The organism is Belnapia sp. AC561 (genome assembly GCF_979252845.1).
The window spans coordinates 52,773-69,340 of the sequence record NZ_CEEDBP010000011.1 but is presented as its reverse complement, the minus strand read 5'-3'; the positions used below and the strand labels follow the sequence as shown (position 1 = coordinate 69,340).

Genomic DNA, 16,568 nt, shown 5'->3' with positions numbered 1-16,568 from the left:
GTCGGCTCTCTGGTCACCCCTGCCCAAAGCCCAGGCATTCGTCATCAAGCCAAGCCACCCTTGATGTAGCTAAAATTGCTACTTCATATTGTTTATTGTGTTTTAATAACATATTCGTTATTTCGGCGATTACAGTCACGGCATTGTCCAGCCGTTGCCCTGCCGCAGTACCGACGTGATTCCGTATGCGGCTGCGACCACATATTGCAAAGAAATCTCACGCAGATGCGGCGTGGGATGGGAGAAATCATGTCCTTGCGAATTGCCCGACTTCTGGGATTGCTGCTGCTTGTCAGCATGATGCCGGCCTGTGCAACGATCACCTCGGGGTCGACCCAAGGTATCTCAGTCATTTCCGAACCAGCCAGCGCATCCTGCTCCTTGCAGCGGGAGGGTGCGATCGTCGGCGTGGTCAATCCCACGCCGGGGACCGTACAGGTCAGCAAATCGGTCCGCGACCTGAGCGTACGTTGCACGAAGCCCGGTTATTCCGCGGGGATGGCCGCGGTGCCGGCGCAGTTCCAGGCGGCGACCTTGGGGAACATCCTCTTGGGTGGCGTCATCGGCATCGTCGTCGATGCAGCCTCCGGTGCGATGGGCCGCTACCCGGAGACGGTGACGGTGACCCTGCCAGCAGAAGCCTTTGGATCCGAGCAGGGCCGCGACGCGGCATTCTTGGAACAGGCGACAAGCGTCCGGCGGAATTTCCAGGAACGCCTCGCCATCGTCCGGGGACAATGCGGCGCCGACAACAAGCTGCAATGCGATGCCCGGGTGCGCGACCTCGAAACCGAGCGTGACGCCGAATTGGCTCGCCTCGAACAGCTCCGCACAGCGGCCCGCATCAGCGGCTGACACCGGGCAGGCTCAGGAGCCGGGCTTTGGCCCCGGTCGGGGTTTCAGGGGCGACGCCCCTGACCCTTCTCGGCGAACAAGGCCAGCCGCCGCGCCGCCACCGCCGTCAGCCCGCCGCTGAAGTCGTGGTCGGCCGGCGGCAGTTCCTGCGCGAAGTGGCAGGCGCTGTGATGCCCCGGCCCGATCTGGACATCCGGCGGCTCGACCTCCCGGCAGACCTGCTGGGCCAGTGGGCAGCGGGTGTGGAAGCGGCAGCCGGGCGGCGGGTTCAGCGGGCTGGGCACGTCGCCGCCGAGCGGCTTCACCTTGCCGCGGCGGCGCGGATCCGGGTGCGGGATGGCCGAGAGCAGCGCGCGCGTATAGGGGTGGCGCGGATTGGCAAACAGGCTGCGACGATCCGCCACCTCCATGATGCGGCCGAGGTACATCACCGCCACCCGGTCGGCCATGTGCTTCACCACCGCCAGGTCATGGGCGATGAAAAGGTAGGCGAGGCCGAAGCGCGACTGCAGGTCCTTCAGCAGGTTCACCACCTGCGCCTGGATCGAGACGTCGAGGGCCGAGACCGGCTCGTCGCAGACGATGAGGTCGGGCTGCACCGCCAGCGCGCGGGCGATGCCGATGCGCTGGCGCTGGCCGCCGCTGAACTCGTGCGGGAAGCGCTCGGCCTGCCAGGGGGCGAGGCCGACCAGCCCCAGCAATTCATGGACGCGGGCGGTGCGGCTGGCGGCATCGCCGATACCGTGGACGACCAGCGGTTCGGCGATGGCCTCCCCCACGGAAAGCCGCGGGTTCAGGCTGGCGAAGGGGTCCTGGAAGATGATCTGGGCCTGCCGGCGCATCCGGCGCAGCTCCGGCGCGGAGAGGCCGGTGATGTCGGCGCCGTTGATGCGGACGGTGCCAGCGGAGGGCTCGATCAGCCGCAGGACGAGCCGGGCGGTGGTGGACTTGCCGCAGCCGGATTCGCCGACCAGGGCCAGGGTCTCGCCGCGGTTGAGGCTGAAGGAGACGCCGTCGACGGCGCGGACGGTGCCGACCTGCTTTGCCAGGATCATGCCCTGCTTGACCGGCCAGTGCTTGGCGAGGCCGACGACTTCGAGCAATGGTGCGGTCATGCCGCGAGCTCCACGGGCGCACGGAAGCAGGCGACATGGTGGCCGGGGGAGATCTCCCGCAGCGGCGGCGGCGCCGTCTCGCAGGCGGCGACGGCGAAGGGGCAGCGCGGGGCGAAGCGGCAGCCGGGCGGCAGGGCGAAGGGCGGCGGGACGGTGCCCTCGATGGCGAGCAGCCGGGGGCGGTCCTCATCCAGCCGGGGAACGGAGCCGAGCAGGCCGAGCGTATAGGGGTGCTGCGGGTCCTCGAAGAGGTCGCGGGCGGCGGCGCGTTCCACCACCCGGCCGGCGTACATGACCGCAACCTCGTCGGCCATCTCGGCGACCACGCCGAGGTCGTGGGTGATGAGGATGATGGACATGCCCGTCTCGGCCTGCAGCTCGCGCAGCAGGTCGAGGATCTGTGCCTGAACGGTGACGTCGAGCGCGGTGGTGGGCTCGTCAGCGATCAGCAGCTTCGGCGCACAGGCCAGCGCCATGGCGATCATCACCCGCTGGCGCATGCCGCCCGAGAGCTGGTGCGGGTATTCGTCGAAGCGGCGTTCCGGCGCCGGGATGCGGACCCGGGCCAGGGCGGCGATGGCCCGGGCGCGGAGGTCGGTCGCGCCGGGGTCGTGGGCGCGCATGGCCTCGGTGATCTGGGCACCGATCGGGTGGACCGGGTTCAGCGACGTCATCGGTTCCTGGAAGATCATCGCCACCTCGCCGCCGCGGATGTGGCGCATGGCGGCCGGCGGCAGGGTCAGCAGGTCCTGGCCCTCCAGCAGCACCTGCCCGGCGGCGATGCGCCCGGGGCGCGGCACCAGGCCCATGACCGAGAGCGAGAGCACGGACTTGCCGCAGCCGCTCTCGCCGACGATGCCGAGGGTGCGGCCGCGCGGGACCGCGAGGTCCACGCCGTCGACCGCGGCGAAATCGCCATTGGGCGTACGGAAGCTGGTCCGCAGCCCGGTGACGGCGAGCAGCGGTGCCGTCACTTCCAGAGGAAGCTCGGCGACGAGATCTGGTCGGCGGAGCGATGCGCCCAGTCGCGGTTCGGCACCTGATCGGCGATGCGCTGCTGCGACTCATGCAGATGCTCGGCGGCGGCGCGGTAGTCCATGGTCAGCACCTCGCCGTCCTGCACCACCTTGCGGCCGTCGACATAGACCGCCTTCAGCGCGCGGTCGCCGGCGGCGTAGATGAGGGAGCGGATCGGGTCGCGGGCCGGGCGCATCATGGGGTGGGTGATGTTGACCAGGACGAAATCGGCGCGGCAGCCGGTGGCCAGGCGCCCGATGTCCTCGCGGCCCAGCGCCCGGGCGCCGCCGACCGTCGCCGCCTCGAACAGCTCCGTCGTGGTCAGGCTGCGCGGGTCGGTCGCCTGGGTGCGGGCGAGGTAGGCCGCTAGGCGCATCTCATCCAGCATGTTGTGCGGATAGGTATCGGTGCCGATGCCCATGTTGACGCCGGAGCGCTTGTAGCGGCCGAGGTGCTTCAGGGTGATGCCGCGCCGGGCGAAGACGGTCGGGCAATGGGCGACGGTGGTGCCGGTCTCGGACAGGATCTCGAGGTCGCGGCGGGTGTGCCAGGGCGTGCTCGGGTGGTCGTCGAGGAAGATGCCATGGCCGATGATGGCGCGGTCGTCGAGCAGCCCCTGCTCGTGCAGCCAGCCGATGGGCGTGAAGCCGTGGCGGCGGGTGATCTCGTGGAACTCGGTGACGGATTGCGCCGCGTGGATCTGCCAGGAGATGCCGCGCTTGCGGGCCTCGTCGCGGCTGTCCTTCAGGAGTTCCGGCGTGCAGGTGTCGATCTGGCTGGGGACGGCCATGCCGAAGAGCCGGCCGCTCTCGTGCTGCTCGGCGCGCTCGACCAGGGTGAAGGCCTCGGTCATCGCCTTCTCGCCGGCGGCGGCATCCCATTCGTACTCGACCACATGGCCGTTCTTGGTGAACCAGCGGGCGGAGCGGAACATCGGCGCGATGCAGACGCGCATGCCGCTCTCGGCCAACAGGTCCAGCCAGCCGGGATGCGCCATGGAGAGGTCGGCGACGGTGGTGACGCCCGACAGAAGCAGCTCGGACAGCGCGACCTTGACGCAGCTATGCACCGCGCCGGGGTCGGGGCGGAAGATCGGCAGGTATTCGTAGAGCGAGGAGTTGTAGAGGCCGGGCGTCCCGACCTCGTCGGTGAAGCCCTTGTTCATGGGCTCGGACGACGGGTGCGAGTGGATGTTCACTAGGCCGGGCATGACCATCATGCCGGTGCCGCTGATCGTCTCATCCGCCGGGCCGGCGTAGTCGCGGCCGACGAAGAGGATGCGGCCGTCCTCGAAGGCGAGGTCGCCGTTCGGCATGTAGACGTGCTGATGGGTGGCGTCGTCCCAGGCGAGGACGACATCGGCGTTGCGGATGACGGTGATGGGCATGTTCGGGGTCCTTATCGCGTCAGCCGGATGTCGAGGCCCTTGTAGAGCGCGACACCGTAGATGCCATGGGCGCGGATGCCCTCGGCCCGCATGGAGGAGGCGACCCAGATCTGTTCCCGGGCGATGGGGAACCAGACATTGGCCGCCGAGACGATGCGCTGCGCCTCGGCGATGGCGGCGAGGCGCACGGCGGGGTCGAGCGCGACCTTGGCCTGGTCGAGGGCGCGGTCGGTCTCGGGGCTCGACCAGTTCATGCGGTTCGGCGTCGGCTTGTTGCGGCTGTCGAAATAGAGCGCCATGCCGTCGGTCGCGGTGACATATGGGTAGGACATGATGAAGGCGTCGAATTCCTGGGTTGCGAGGCGCCCCCAGCCGACGGTCGCGTCCCAGAGCTGGATCTTCATCTCGATGCCGACACGGCGGAGGTCGGCCTGCATGGCCTCCAGCACCTGGCGGCCCTGCTGGGTATTGATGGCATAGACCAGGAAGCTGGCGCGGAGCCCGTCCTTGGCGCGGACGTTGTCGCTGCCCATGGTCCAGCCGGCTTCATCCAGCGTGCGGCGCGCGGCCTCGGGGTCGAAGCTCGGGACCAGCTTGGCGGCCTCGGCGTCGTAGCCGGCGGTATTGGGGTTCATGTAGCCATCGGCCGGCGTGGCATTGCCGAACCACACCGCCTGAACGATGGCATTGCGGTTGACCGCCTGGTTGATGGCGCGGCGGACTGCGGGGTCGGAGACCACGGGCTTGTCGACTTTGAAGCCGACGAAGTAGTCCCAGAAGTAATTCTCCTGTGTCGACATGCGCACGTTGGGCATGCGGCGGAGCTGGCTGATGGCGATGGGCGGAATGTATTGCGTGGCATCCGCCTGTCCCGTCTGCAGCGCGGCGAGGCGCGTCTGGCTTTCCGGCACCACCCGCCAGATGACGCGGTCCACCTGCGGGGCCGGGTTCTGGTACAGCGGCGGGCCCCAGGTGTAGCGGGGATGCCTGGTCAGGATCAGCTCCTGGCGGGGCGTCCAGCTCGACCAGCAATAGGGGCCGGTGCCGTTGAAGCCCTGCACGCCGAAGTTCGCGCCGAGCTTCTCGACCGTCGCCTGGTCGACGATGGAGGCGAAGAAGAGGCTGAGCTGGTAGAGCAGCTCGCCGTAGGGCTCGGTGAGCTCGTATTCCACCGTGTAGTCGTCGATGGCGCGGATTTCCTTGACCGGGCCGGCGCGCCAGCGGACCGGGCTGCGCGTTGCCGGGTCGAGCCAGCGGTTGATGGTATAGACCACGTCGCGGGCGGTGAAGGGCTTGCCGTCGCAGAAGGTGACGTCGCGCTTGAGGTGGAAAGTATAGGTCTTGCCGTCGGGCGAGACCTCCCAGCGCTCTGCCAGGCCGGCGCGGACGGTCTTCATGTCCCAGTCGAGCGAGACCAGCGTGTCGCTCATCATGTACAGGCTCTCGCCGGCGGAGCGGGCGGTGGAGCGGGGCGGGTCGTAATTGTCGGCGTCGATCTCGCGCAGGATGACGAGAGTATTGCGCGGGGCGGGCTGGGCGAGCGCGGTGCCGGCGGACAGGGCGAGCAATGCGGCGGCGATTGTGTGCTTCATCGTCGTCTCCTGTTGGTGAAGGCTAGGGGGACGTTGTCCCCCTAGGACCCCCTACCAAAGGCCGAAGGGCCTTTGGAAACCATGAGTTAAACTCTTGTCTTATTTATAGAAATAGATGAGGGGCTTGGGGAGAATACCTTCTCCCCAACCTTGCCTTAAAACCGCAGCCTTGGATCCAGTGCATCCCGCAAGGCATCGCCGAGCAGGTTGAATGCCAGCACGATGGCGAAGATGCCGATGCAGGGCAGCACCGCGATATGCGGCGCGAAGAACAGGAAGTTGCGCCCCTCGCTGGCCATGGCGCCGAGTTCCGCGGTGGGCGGCTGGGCGCCGAGGCCGAGGAAGGACAGCGCCGATCCCAGCAGGATGACCTGACCGAAGCGCAAGGTGGTGAAGACGAAGATGGCGGAGAGGCAGTTCGGCGCGAGGTGGCGCCAGATCAGCCGCGCATCGGTCATGCCGATGGCCCGCGCCGCCTCGATATAGTCGAGCCGCATGGTGACCAGGGCGCTGCCACGGGTGATGCGGGCCATCAGCGGGATGGTGGCGATGGACAGCGCCAGGACCACGCTGAAGATGCCGGGGCCGAAGATGGCGGCGATGGCGAGGCCGACCAGGATGGCGGGGAAGGACAGCATCATGTCCATCAGCCGCATGATCGGCCCGTCCAGCCAGCGCTGGTAGAAGGCGGCAAGGAAGCCGAGCAGGGCGCCGACGAGGCCGCCGGCGGCCGTCGCGAAGAAGCCCATCAGCAGCGATGCCCGCAGGCCAAACAGCATGCGGGTGATGAGGTCCCTCCCCTGCGCGTCGGCGCCGAGCGGCAGGCCGGGCGAGCCGGGCGGCTGCATCGAGAGCGAAAGGTTGTTGTCGAGCGGGTCGGTCGGCGCGATCCAGGGCGCGAGCAGCGCGGCGCCGATCAGCAGCAGCACGAAGACCAGCGCGCCGGCGGCGGTCGGGTCGCGCAGCAGGCGGCGGAGCAGGCCGGGGCGTTTCGGGGCGATGGCGTTCATGCGGCGCGCATCCGCGGGTCGAGCGCGGCGTAGAGCACATCGACGGCGAGGTTGATAAGGATGAAGCCGGAGGAGAGCACGATGATGGTGCCCTGGGCCATCGGCAGGTCGGAGGAGAGGATGGCGCCGACGGCCAGCCGCCCGACGCCGGGCCAGGAGAAGACGGTCTCCGTCACCACGGCGCCGCCGAGCAGGAAGCCGATCTGCAGGCCGATGAGGGTGACGATGGGGATCATCGCGTTGCGGAGTGCGTGGGCGGTGACGACGCGGCGCTCGGTGAGGCCCTTGGCGCGGGCGGTGCGGACGTGGTCGGCCGAGAGTACGTCGAGCACCGCGGTGCGGGTCATGCGCGCGACCGGGCCGATGAAGACGCCACCGAGGGTGAGCGCGGGCAGGATGATCGCCTGGATGCCGTCCCAGGTGTAGAGCGGCCCGCCGCGGCCGGTGAAGGGCAGCAGCTGCCACTGGAAGCCGACGAACCAGATCAGCAGCAGGCCGAGGAAGAAGACCGGGACGGAGCCGCCGGCGACGCTGATGCCGAGGATGATGCGGTCGATGATCGTGGCCCGCCAATAGGCGGCGATGGTGCCGAGCAGGATGCCGAGCGGGATGGCCCAGATCAGGCTGGCGGCCATCAGTTCCAGCGTCGGGCCGACCGTCGCGCCGAGCTCCTGGCTGACCGGCACGTTGTTGATGATGGAGACGCCGAGGTCGCCCTGGGCCAGGCGGCCGAGGTAGCGGCCGAACTGGACGTAGAGCGGCTTGTCGAGTCCGAGGTCGCGGCGGATACCCTCGACGATATCGGGCGTGGCATTGGGCCCGGCGCGGACGGTCGCGGCATCGGTCGGCACCACCTGCATCAGCAGGAAGCCGATCAGCAGCACGCCGAGCAGCACCGGGATCGCCAGCAGCAGGCGTTGCAGGGTATGGCGCAGCATCAGGCGAACTCGCCGTGGCGGTCGTGGATCGGGCGACCGTCGCGGAGCGTCAGGTCGGCCTGGGTCGCCGGCACGGCATCGGGGTCGATGGCGAAGACATCCTGGGAGAGGACGGCGATATCGGCCTGCATGCCGGGCTCGAGCGTGCCGCGGCGGGTCTCGGCAAATTGGGTGAAGGCGCCGCACCAGGTCTGGCAATGGATCGCCTGCTCGGCGGTCAGCGCTTCTTCGGGGCCGAGGATGCTGCCGCGGTTGGTCTTCCGCGTCAGCATGGCCCGCAGGTTGATGAAGGGATCGACCGTTGAGACCGGGCTGTCGGAGGAGGCGGCGGGGTGGTGGCCCTCCTCCAGCCAGGTCCGCATGGGATAGGCGTATTGCGACCGCTCGAGGCCGAGGTTGGCGACGTAGGTATCGCCGAACTCGTACATGAAGACCGGCTGCGGCACCGGCAGGATCCCCCGCGCCAGCATGCGGCGGCGCTGGTGCCGGGTCACGAAGCCGCAGTGCTCGATGCGGTGGCGGCGGCCGGTGAAGGGATGGTCGGGCGTATCGGCGTATTCCATGCCGGCCAGCACCTGCTCGATCGCCGCATCGCCGATGGCGTGGATGTCGAGCTGCCAGCCCTGCTCGTGGTACAGGCGCAGCAGGTTGTGGATGGTCTCGTCGGGGAAGGTGAAGACGCCGCAGGTATCGGCCGGCAGGTAGCGGTCGAAGAAGGCGGCGGTCAGCCCGCCGGCGCTGCCATCGGCGAAGACCTTGACCGCGCCCCAGCGCAGGCTGTCGTCGCCATCCATCGGGCGCAGGCCGGCGGCCCAGGCCTCGGCGGCGATGCCCTCGGGGTTGCCGGCCAGGACCTGCCACATGCGCAGCGGCAGGCGGCCGCCGGCCTTGGCGGCGTCGAAGGCGGCTATCTCGGCCATGCCGGCGGTCATGCCGACATTCATGTCGGTCGCCGAGGCGAAGCCCATGCCGGCGAGGCGGGTGCAGGCGGCGGCGATGGCGTCGACCATGCGGGATTCGGTCGGCTCCGGCATCGCCTGCTTCACCAGGTGCATAGCGCGCTCCTGGATGAGGCCGGTGAGCGCGCCGCCGCGCCGCTCGATGACGCCGCCTTCCGGGTCGGGGGTGTTGTGGCCGATGCCGGCGGCGCGGAGCGCGGCGGTATTCGCCACGCCCATGTGGCCGCAGGTGCGGGTGATGAAGACCGGGTTGTCCGGGGCGGCGGCGTCGAGCTCGGCCGCGGTCGGGTGGCGGCCGATGTCGAGCGCGGTGTGGTCGTAGCCGCGGCCGAGGATCCAGGCGCCCTTCGGCGCCGATTGCGCCGCGGCGCGGAGGCGCGACAGGGTTTCGTCGAGGGAGCGGACCTCCTCGGCGCGCAGGTTCACCTGGGTCAGGCCGAGGCCATAGGCCAGCAGGTGCATATGCGCCTCGTTGAAGGCGGGGATGGCGACGCGGCTGCCGAGGGCGATGCGCCTCGTGCCGGCGCCGACCAGGTTGGCGACATCCTCGCGGCTGCCGACGGCGAGGACATGGCCGTCCTTCACCGCGACGGCCTCGGCGAAACCGCCGGCGAGGCCGCGGAAGATGCGGCCTTCCAGCAGCAGGTCAGCGTTCAAGCCCGATGCTCCGGGCGGCCTGGCGGCGAGGATGCGACGTTCATCGGGCGGCTCCTTGGGCGCTGGATGGTCGCTGCGGGGGCGGGTGGCGTCAACCGCCGTTGCAGCGATGCAATCCGCCAGCGACACTGGCCCTGCATAGCCCGAGGGCAGAGGATACCATGGCCGCACCATCCCGCATCAGCCGCCTGCTTGCCACCGTTGCCCTGGGCGTCGCATTGGCCGCGCCGGCCAGCGCGCAGACGCTCAAGGTCGTGCTGGTGAACGACCTCGCCAGCCTCGACCCGGTGCAATCCACCGCGGCCTTCGTCCGCAATCACGGCTTCATGGTCTATGACCAGCTCTTCGCGCTCGACAGCAAGGGCGAGGCGCAGCCGCAGATGGTGGAGCGCTTCGAGCGCTCGGCCGATGGGATGTCCTGGCGCTTCACCCTGCGGGAGGGGCTGGCCTTCCACGACGGCGCGCCGGTGCGGGCGGCGGATGCGGTCGCCTCCATCCGGCGCTGGGCGCAGCGGGACGTGGTCGGCCGGGCGCTGGCGGCGGCGACCGGGTCGCTGGAGGTGGTGGACGACAGGACCTTCACCCTGGTCCTGGCGCGGCCCTTCGCCCTGGTGACCGAGGCCCTGGCGCGGCCGACCGCGAGCGCGCTGTTCATCCTGCCCGAGCGGCTGGCGCAGACGCCGGCGACGACGGCCATCACCGAGGCGACCGGCTCCGGCCCCTTCATCTTCCAGGCCGATGAATGGCGGGTCGGCGACCGCGCGGTCTATCGCCGCAACCCGGCCTATCGGCCACGCCCCGAGCCGGCGGATGGGCTGGCCGGCGGCAAGGTGGTGAGGGTCGAGCGGCTGGAATGGCTGTCGATGCCGGATGCCGCGACGGCGGCGGCGGCGCTGCAATCGGGCGAGCTGGATTTCCTGGAGGTCCCCTCCCCCGACCTGATCCCGACGCTGGAGCGGAACCGCAACATCCGCCTGTTCGCGCTGAACCCGGCGGGCTCCGTCATCTGGCTGCGGATCAACCATGCGCAGCCGCCCTTCAATGACCCGCGGGCGCGGCGGGCGCTGCTCCACCTGATCAACCAGCAGGAGAACCTGGATGCCGCCGGCATCCGCGCCAGCGAGCAGGTGCCCTATTGCCCCGCCTATTTCCTCTGCGGCACTCCGCTCGAGAGCAGCGCCGGGGCCGAGGGGCTGCGGGCGGTGGACCTCGACAAGGCGCGGGCGCTGCTGCGGGAGGCCGGCTACGACGGGCGGAAGGTGGTCTTCCTCAACGCGACGGATAGCCCGACCAACAATGCCGTGACCCTGACCATGGGCGCGGCGATGCAGCGCGGCGGGCTGAACATGGACCTGCCTTCCATGGATTGGGCGACCCTGACCCAGCGGCGCAACCGGCGGGAGCCGCAGGACCAGGGCGGCTGGAACCTTTTCGTGACGATCGCCAATGTGCTGGACGCGCAGAACCCCTTGACCAACCTGTATCTCGCCTCCCCCTGCGAGGGCGGGCTCGCCGGCTGGCCCTGCGATGCCGAGCTGGAGCGGCTGCGGCGCGCCTGGTGGGAGGAGAGCGACGTGGCCAAGCGGCGGGAGGTGCTGGAGCAGGTGCATGCCCGGGCCTATGCGGTGCTGCCCTATATCAATGCGGGACAATACCGGACCTTGAGCGCGCATCGGGCGAATATCGAAGGGTTACGGCCGACGACCGTTCCGGTCTTCTGGGGCGTGGCGAAGAAGTAGCCCGAACCGGCGGCGACATGCGGCGTTTCCTCGGCGCAACGCAAGGAGATGCCGCATGAGCGATCGGATCGAGGGTAGCGGCGCCGCCGCGGTGGGTGCCCATAGCAAGGATGCCATGGGCGCGACCCCGGGCCATCCTGCGACCAGCCAGTCTGGTATGGGTCAATCCGGGTCTGGCCAGTTCGGTTCTGGTCAATCTGCCGCTGGGCAAGCGGGCAAGGCCATGGACAAGGCCTCCGACAAGGCCGGCGAGACCTGGGACAAGGCCAAGGACGAAGCCGGCAAGGCTGCGGACAAGGCGGGCGATGCCGCCAACCGGACCGCGGCCAAGGCCGGCGAGGCCTGGGACAAGACCAAGGACGAGGCCGGCAAGGTCGCGGACAAGGCGGGCGACGCGGCCAACCGGACCGCAGCCAAGGCCGGCGAGGCCTGGGAGCGGACCAAGGACAAGGCGAGCGACGTCGCGGAAGAGACCGCCGACAAGGCCGACGAGGTCTGGGACCAGACCAAGGAGAAGGCCGGCGAGGTCTGGGAACAGGCCAGCGACAAGGCCGACGAGGTCGGTGCCACGGCAAGCCGCATGGTCCGGCAGGCCAGCGACAGCGTGAGCCGTGCCGGCAACCAGGCCTATAAGCAGGGTTCCGAGGTTGCGGCGCAGACCGGCGAATACGTCAGCGGCGTGGTGCGGAGCGAGCCGCTGCTGGCGCTGCTCGGCGCCGGCGCGGTGGGCTTCATGCTCGGGCTGCTGATCACCCGGCGCTAGGATGGAAGCGGCGGGGCCCTCAGGGGTCCCGCCGCGACCGGAGCATGCCGTCCACCGCCAGCAGGGCGATGGTGAAGAGGATCAGGAGCACCGCCACGGCGGCCATGCTGGGGTCCAGGTTCTCGTTGATGCCGTCCCAGATCTTGCGTGGCAGGGTGAAGACCTGCCGGCTGGCGATGAAGAGCACCATCACCAGCTCATCCCAACTGTGGATGAAGGCGAAGATCGCGCCCGAGGCGATGCCGGGGAAGATGCGCGGCAGGATCACCCAGCGCAGCGTCTGCCCGAGGCTGGCGCCCATGCCCCGCGCCGCCTGTTCCAGCCGCGGGTCGAAGGCGGCCAATGCCGTCGAGACGGTGATGATGACATAGGGGATGCCGGTGACCCCGTGCGCCAGGGTGACGCCGAGGAAGCGGTCCAGCAGGTCCAGCTTGCCGAAGTAGCGGTAGAGGCCGATCGCATAGACGATCGAGGGGATGATCAGCGGCAGCAGCATGACGGCGCGGAGCAGCTCCGTGCTGCGGCGGCCGATGCGCCAGCAGCCGATGGCGCAGAGCGTGCCGGCGACGACCGCGATCACCGTCGAGGCGACGGCGATGAGCGCGCTTTGGCCGATCGAGTTCAGCCAGGATTCCGAGGTCAACAGATTGGCGTAGTGGCGGAAGCTGATGCCGTGCTCGGGCAGCGAGAGGAAGCGCTGGTCGGTGACCGAGACCGGCAGGACGATGGTGATGGGCAGGATGAGGTAGAGCACCGTCGCCCAGGCGATGATGCGGGCGAAGGGGCCAGCCCCGTACCCGCCGGTCATGCCCTTGCCCCGAACATGCGGCGCAGATCGACGATGCGGGAGAAGATGCCGAGCGTCACCAGGATGGCGACCACCATGACCGTCGCCAGCATGGTCCCGAGCCCCCAGCGGATGATGTCGAGGATCTGCAGCTTGATCCACTCCGCCGCCATCAGCGTCTTGCCGCCGCCGAGGATGGCTGGGGTGATGTAGAAGCCGAGCGAGAAGATGAAGACCAGCACCCCCGCCGCGACCAGCCCCGGCGCCGAGAGCGGCAGGAAGATGCGGAGGAAGGCGGTGCGGCGGGAGGCGCCGAGGCCGCGCGCCGCGGCCAGCAGCCGCGGGTCGATCTCCCGCATGCTGGCCAGGATCGGCAGCACCGCATAGGGCACCATGTAGTGGACCATGCCGATAACGATGCCGAATTCGTTCCAGACCAGCGCCAGCGGCGCATCGATGACGCCCGCCGCCTGCAGCCCCTGGTTCACCAGCCCCTGCCGGCGCAGCAGCGTCACCCAGGCGAAGGCGCGGACCAGGACGCTGATCCAGAGCGGCAGCAGCACGCACAGCAGCCACCAGCGCTGCGCCCGCGGCTTGGCGAGGGCGATGACATAGGCCAGGGCATAGCCGAGCAGCAGCGCGATGACGGTGGTGAGCAGGCCGATCCGCAGCGTCGTGCCGATGACGCGCTGCACGCCCATGTTGGTCAGCAGGCGTTCGTAGTTGCCGAAGCCGAGTTCCGGCTCGGTGACCGAGATGGTCAGCACCTGGAGGATCGGCGCGATGTAGAAGACCGTCATCAGCAGGAAGGCCGGCAGCAGCAGCAGCCACCAGCCGAGCGCGCTACGCTGCATCGTCGAGCACCGGGACGGCGGCATCGGCGGACCAGCCGAGGCGGACCGTGAGGCCCTCGGTGGGGGCGATCGGCGCGCGCCAGGATGGCAGGGTGACGCGGATCTCGCCGAGGTCGGCGGTGCGGACCACCAGCAGGAAGCCGGCCCCGAGATAGGCCCAGGCGGCAATCTGGCCCTCGACCTGGTTGTCCTCGGCCTCGCCCTCGGCCAGCAGGGCGATCTTCTCCGGGCGGAGGGAGAGCAGCGCCAGGCTGCCGGCGGCGGGGCGGAGGGCACGCGGCGCCTGCTGGACCAGGGTGGTGGCGCCTGCCTGCAGCGTCAGCCCGCCCGGATGGCTTTCCCGCACGGTGCCCTGGAGGAAGTTCGACTTGCCGAGGAAATCGGCGACGAAGCGGGTGCGCGGCTGCTCGTACAGCGCCTCGGGCGCGCCGAGCTGGATCAGCTTGCCGTGGTTGAGGATGGCGACCTGGTCGGAGAGCGACAGCGCCTCCTCCTGGTCATGCGTCACGTTGACGAAGGTGCGACCGACCCGGCGGTGCAGCGCCTTCAGCTCCTCCTGCAGCTCGGCGCGCAGCTTCTTGTCGAGCGCCGAGAGCGGTTCGTCCAGCAGCAGCAGCGCCGGGTCGAAGACCAGGGCGCGGGCCAGCGCCACGCGCTGCTGCTGGCCGCCCGACAATTGCGAAGGCCTGCGCTCGGCGAAGCGGTCGAGCTGCACCAGGTCCAGCGCGGCGCGGACCTTGGCATCGCGGTCGGCCCGCGACAGGCCGCGGACCCGCAGCGGAAAGGCGACGTTCTCCGCCACGGTCATGTGCGGGAACAGCGCATAGCCCTGGAAGACCATGCCGAAGTCGCGGCGCTCCGGCGGCAGCGGGGTGATGTCGCTGCCATCCAGCAGCACCATGCCCGCGCTCGGCGCGACGAAGCCGGCGATGGTCATCAGGATGGTGGTCTTGCCGCTGCCGGAAGGCCCGAGCAGGGTCAGGAAGGCCCCGCGCGGGACGCTGAGCGAGACGGCATCGACCGCGGTGAATTGGCCGTAGCGCTTGGTCAGGTCACGCAGTTCCAGCGCGTGGGCGGTCGCGCTCAGCTCCGGTAGTCCGGCTGCTCGCGGTCGAGCTTGCGCTTCAGCGCCTGCCAGGGCAGCCAGCCCTTGGTCGGCCCCATGCTGAACTGGGCGCGGGTGCGGGCGACCGTCTCGGCCGAGGGAATCGCCAACGGCACGCCGGAGCCCTGCGCCGCGAGCTGGATGCGGCAGGACTGCTCGAGGTACCACATCCAGTAGAAGGCCTCCCGCACCGTGGCGCCGACGGTCAGCAGCCCGTGGTTGCGGAGGATCATGCAGGGCCGGTCGCCGAGGTCGGCCACCAGCCGCTCGCGCTCCGACATGTTGTCGTCGGCGGCGACGCCCTCGTAGTCGTGCACCGCGACGCGGCCGTCGAATTCCATGCTGATCTGGTTCAGCGGCAGCAGCCCGCCCGCCTGGGCGGCCACCGCCATGCCGGCCAGGGTATGGGTGTGCATCACGCATTGCGCGCTGTCGCGGCCGAGGTGCACGGCGGAATGGATGACGAAGCCGGCCGGGTTGACCGGCCAGTCGGTCGGCTGTGCCGGCTCGCCCTCGGCATCCACCATGACCAGGGAGGAGGCGGTGATCTCCTCGAACAGCAGCCCGTAGGGATTGACCAGGAAGCGATGCCCCGGCCCCGGCACCCGGACCGAGAGGTGGGTGAAGACCAGGTCGGTCATGCCGTAGAGGGCGATCAGCCGGTAGGCGGCGGCGAGGTCCTCGCGCAGCTCCTGCTCGGTGAAGATGTGGTCCGGGTCGGGCCGGCGCGGCGGGGCGGGAAGCGGCATGTCAGTAGCCTTTGGCGTGATCAAACAGGTTGGGCAGCGGCTCGCCCCGCTCGAAGCCCGCGATGGCGGCGGCGACGGCGGCGGAGCGTTCCATCCGCGACGGCAGGCTGGCGACATGGGCCGTGACGGTGCAGCGCGGATGCGACCAGAGCGGGTGGCCCGGCGCCAGCGGCTCGGGCTCGAAGACGTCGAGCACGGCACCGCCGAGCTGGCCGTCGTCCAGCGCGGCCAGGATGTCGTCGAGCTTCTGCTGCATGCCGCGCCCGGCGCCGATGTAGCCGGCGCCGCGCGGCAGCTTCGCCAGCGTCGCGGCATTGATGATGTGGCGGGTGTCCGGCGTCGCCGGCAGCAGGCAGATCAGGATATCGGTCCGCGCCAGGAAGGCGTCGCGCTCGGCATCGCCGGCATAGCTCTCGACACCGGGGACCGACTTGCGGCCGCGGGACCAGCCGATGACGGGGAAGCCGATGCCCTGCAGCATGGCCGCCGTCCGCGCCCCCATGTTGCCGAGGCCCATGATGCCGACGGTGCGCTGGCTGGCGCGATAGGGCGGCTCGAAATCCTCCCAGCGGCCGGCGGCCTGGGCGATGGCCATGCGCCGGGCATCCTTCAGCAGCGACAGGGCGGCCCAGCAGCAATACTCGCCCATGCGCTCGGTCGCCTCCGGGATGCTCATCCGCACCAGCGGGATGTGCAGCGGATAGGCGGGGTCGGCGACGATGCCATCGACCCCGGCGCCCGAGCCGAAGACCACCTGCAGCTTCGGCATGGCGGCGAGGCGGCCGGGCTCAGGGTCCCAGACCAGGGCGTAGTCGATCTCCTCGGGGCGCACCTCGGGATCGGTCCAGTAGCGGACCCTAAGCCCGGGCGAGAGGGATTCGAAGCAGGCCCGCCATTCCTCGAACACGGCCTCGCCGCCGGATTTCACCACCATCAAGCGCTGCGACATCCGGACCTCGTATTGCGTTGCAGCAAGCGTGCCGCAGCTTCGGGCCGGGGGCTAGCAGGATTCGGGCCAGGAGCGGTGCCCCTGGCCCGGCG

The 16,568-nt window shown here is 69.7% G+C and carries 15 protein-coding genes; 3 read left to right on the top strand and 12 right to left on the bottom strand.

Annotated elements, in window-relative coordinates; all coding sequences use genetic code 11:
* Window positions 1-249: 249 nt before the first annotated feature.
* A complete protein-coding gene (locus tag AC0IW9_RS11540; RefSeq protein ID WP_471648390.1) occupies window positions 250-855 on the top strand; it encodes a hypothetical protein in 606 nt (201 codons plus the stop codon).
* A 44-nt stretch (window positions 856-899) separates the two neighbouring features.
* Here the strand turns inward: AC0IW9_RS11540 and AC0IW9_RS11535 are convergent, their stop codons facing one another.
* From AC0IW9_RS11535 to AC0IW9_RS11505, 7 genes are all read right to left on the bottom strand, one after another.
* Complete coding sequence (locus AC0IW9_RS11535; protein WP_471648389.1) at window positions 900-1,970, bottom strand: ABC transporter ATP-binding protein; 1,071 nt, start codon at window positions 1,968-1,970, stop codon at window positions 900-902.
* Window positions 1,967-2,950 (bottom strand): ABC transporter ATP-binding protein, encoded by a 984-nt coding sequence (locus AC0IW9_RS11530; RefSeq protein ID WP_471648473.1) that lies wholly within the window; start codon window positions 2,948-2,950, stop codon window positions 1,967-1,969. The genes AC0IW9_RS11535 and AC0IW9_RS11530 overlap by 4 nt, the downstream gene beginning before the upstream one ends.
* Complete coding sequence (locus AC0IW9_RS11525; RefSeq protein WP_471648388.1) at window positions 2,941-4,374, bottom strand: amidohydrolase family protein; 1,434 nt, start codon at window positions 4,372-4,374, stop codon at window positions 2,941-2,943. Before AC0IW9_RS11525 ends, AC0IW9_RS11530 begins: the two co-directional genes overlap by 10 nt.
* A gap of 11 nt (window positions 4,375-4,385) precedes the next feature.
* The gene (locus AC0IW9_RS11520) at window positions 4,386-5,966 is read right to left on the bottom strand and encodes an ABC transporter substrate-binding protein (protein WP_471648387.1); all 1,581 of its coding nucleotides are present in this window, start codon (window positions 5,964-5,966) and stop codon (window positions 4,386-4,388) included.
* Between the two features lie 155 nt (window positions 5,967-6,121).
* Window positions 6,122-6,976: an ABC transporter permease gene (locus AC0IW9_RS11515; RefSeq protein WP_471648386.1), complete on the bottom strand. Its 855-nt coding sequence runs from the start codon at window positions 6,974-6,976 to the stop codon at window positions 6,122-6,124.
* A complete protein-coding gene (locus tag AC0IW9_RS11510) occupies window positions 6,973-7,914 on the bottom strand; it encodes an ABC transporter permease (protein ID WP_471648385.1) in 942 nt (313 codons plus the stop codon). The genes AC0IW9_RS11515 and AC0IW9_RS11510 overlap by 4 nt, the downstream gene beginning before the upstream one ends.
* Window positions 7,914-9,530, bottom strand: a complete 1,617-nt coding sequence (locus AC0IW9_RS11505; RefSeq protein WP_471648384.1) for an amidohydrolase — start codon at window positions 9,528-9,530, stop codon at window positions 7,914-7,916. Before AC0IW9_RS11505 ends, AC0IW9_RS11510 begins: the two co-directional genes overlap by 1 nt.
* Before the next feature lie 161 nt (window positions 9,531-9,691).
* On the opposite strand from AC0IW9_RS11505, the gene AC0IW9_RS11500 reads away from it, so the two are divergent.
* Window positions 9,692-11,269, top strand: a complete 1,578-nt coding sequence (locus AC0IW9_RS11500; protein ID WP_471648383.1) for an ABC transporter substrate-binding protein — start codon at window positions 9,692-9,694, stop codon at window positions 11,267-11,269.
* A 223-nt stretch (window positions 11,270-11,492) separates the two neighbouring features.
* Complete coding sequence (locus tag AC0IW9_RS11495) at window positions 11,493-12,032, top strand: hypothetical protein (protein WP_471648382.1); 540 nt, start codon at window positions 11,493-11,495, stop codon at window positions 12,030-12,032.
* A 19-nt stretch (window positions 12,033-12,051) separates the two neighbouring features.
* Here AC0IW9_RS11495 and AC0IW9_RS11490 read toward each other — a convergent pair whose 3' ends face one another.
* The 5 genes from AC0IW9_RS11490 to AC0IW9_RS11470 are packed head-to-tail and all read right to left on the bottom strand — an operon-like array spanning window position 12,052 to window position 16,476.
* Entirely contained in the window at window positions 12,052-12,840 is a 789-nt protein-coding gene (locus AC0IW9_RS11490) for an ABC transporter permease (protein WP_471648381.1), read from the bottom strand.
* Entirely contained in the window at window positions 12,837-13,673 is an 837-nt protein-coding gene (locus tag AC0IW9_RS11485; RefSeq protein ID WP_471648380.1) for an ABC transporter permease, read from the bottom strand. Before AC0IW9_RS11485 ends, AC0IW9_RS11490 begins: the two co-directional genes overlap by 4 nt.
* Window positions 13,663-14,724: an ABC transporter ATP-binding protein gene (locus AC0IW9_RS11480; protein ID WP_471648472.1), complete on the bottom strand. Its 1,062-nt coding sequence runs from the start codon at window positions 14,722-14,724 to the stop codon at window positions 13,663-13,665. Before AC0IW9_RS11480 ends, AC0IW9_RS11485 begins: the two co-directional genes overlap by 11 nt.
* 32 nt (window positions 14,725-14,756) lie before the next feature.
* Window positions 14,757-15,527 (bottom strand): class II aldolase/adducin family protein, encoded by a 771-nt coding sequence (locus AC0IW9_RS11475; protein ID WP_471648379.1) that lies wholly within the window; start codon window positions 15,525-15,527, stop codon window positions 14,757-14,759.
* A gap of 1 nt (window position 15,528) precedes the next feature.
* Window positions 15,529-16,476, bottom strand: a complete 948-nt coding sequence (locus tag AC0IW9_RS11470) for a 2-hydroxyacid dehydrogenase (RefSeq protein ID WP_471648378.1) — start codon at window positions 16,474-16,476, stop codon at window positions 15,529-15,531.
* Window positions 16,477-16,568 lie beyond the last annotated feature (92 nt).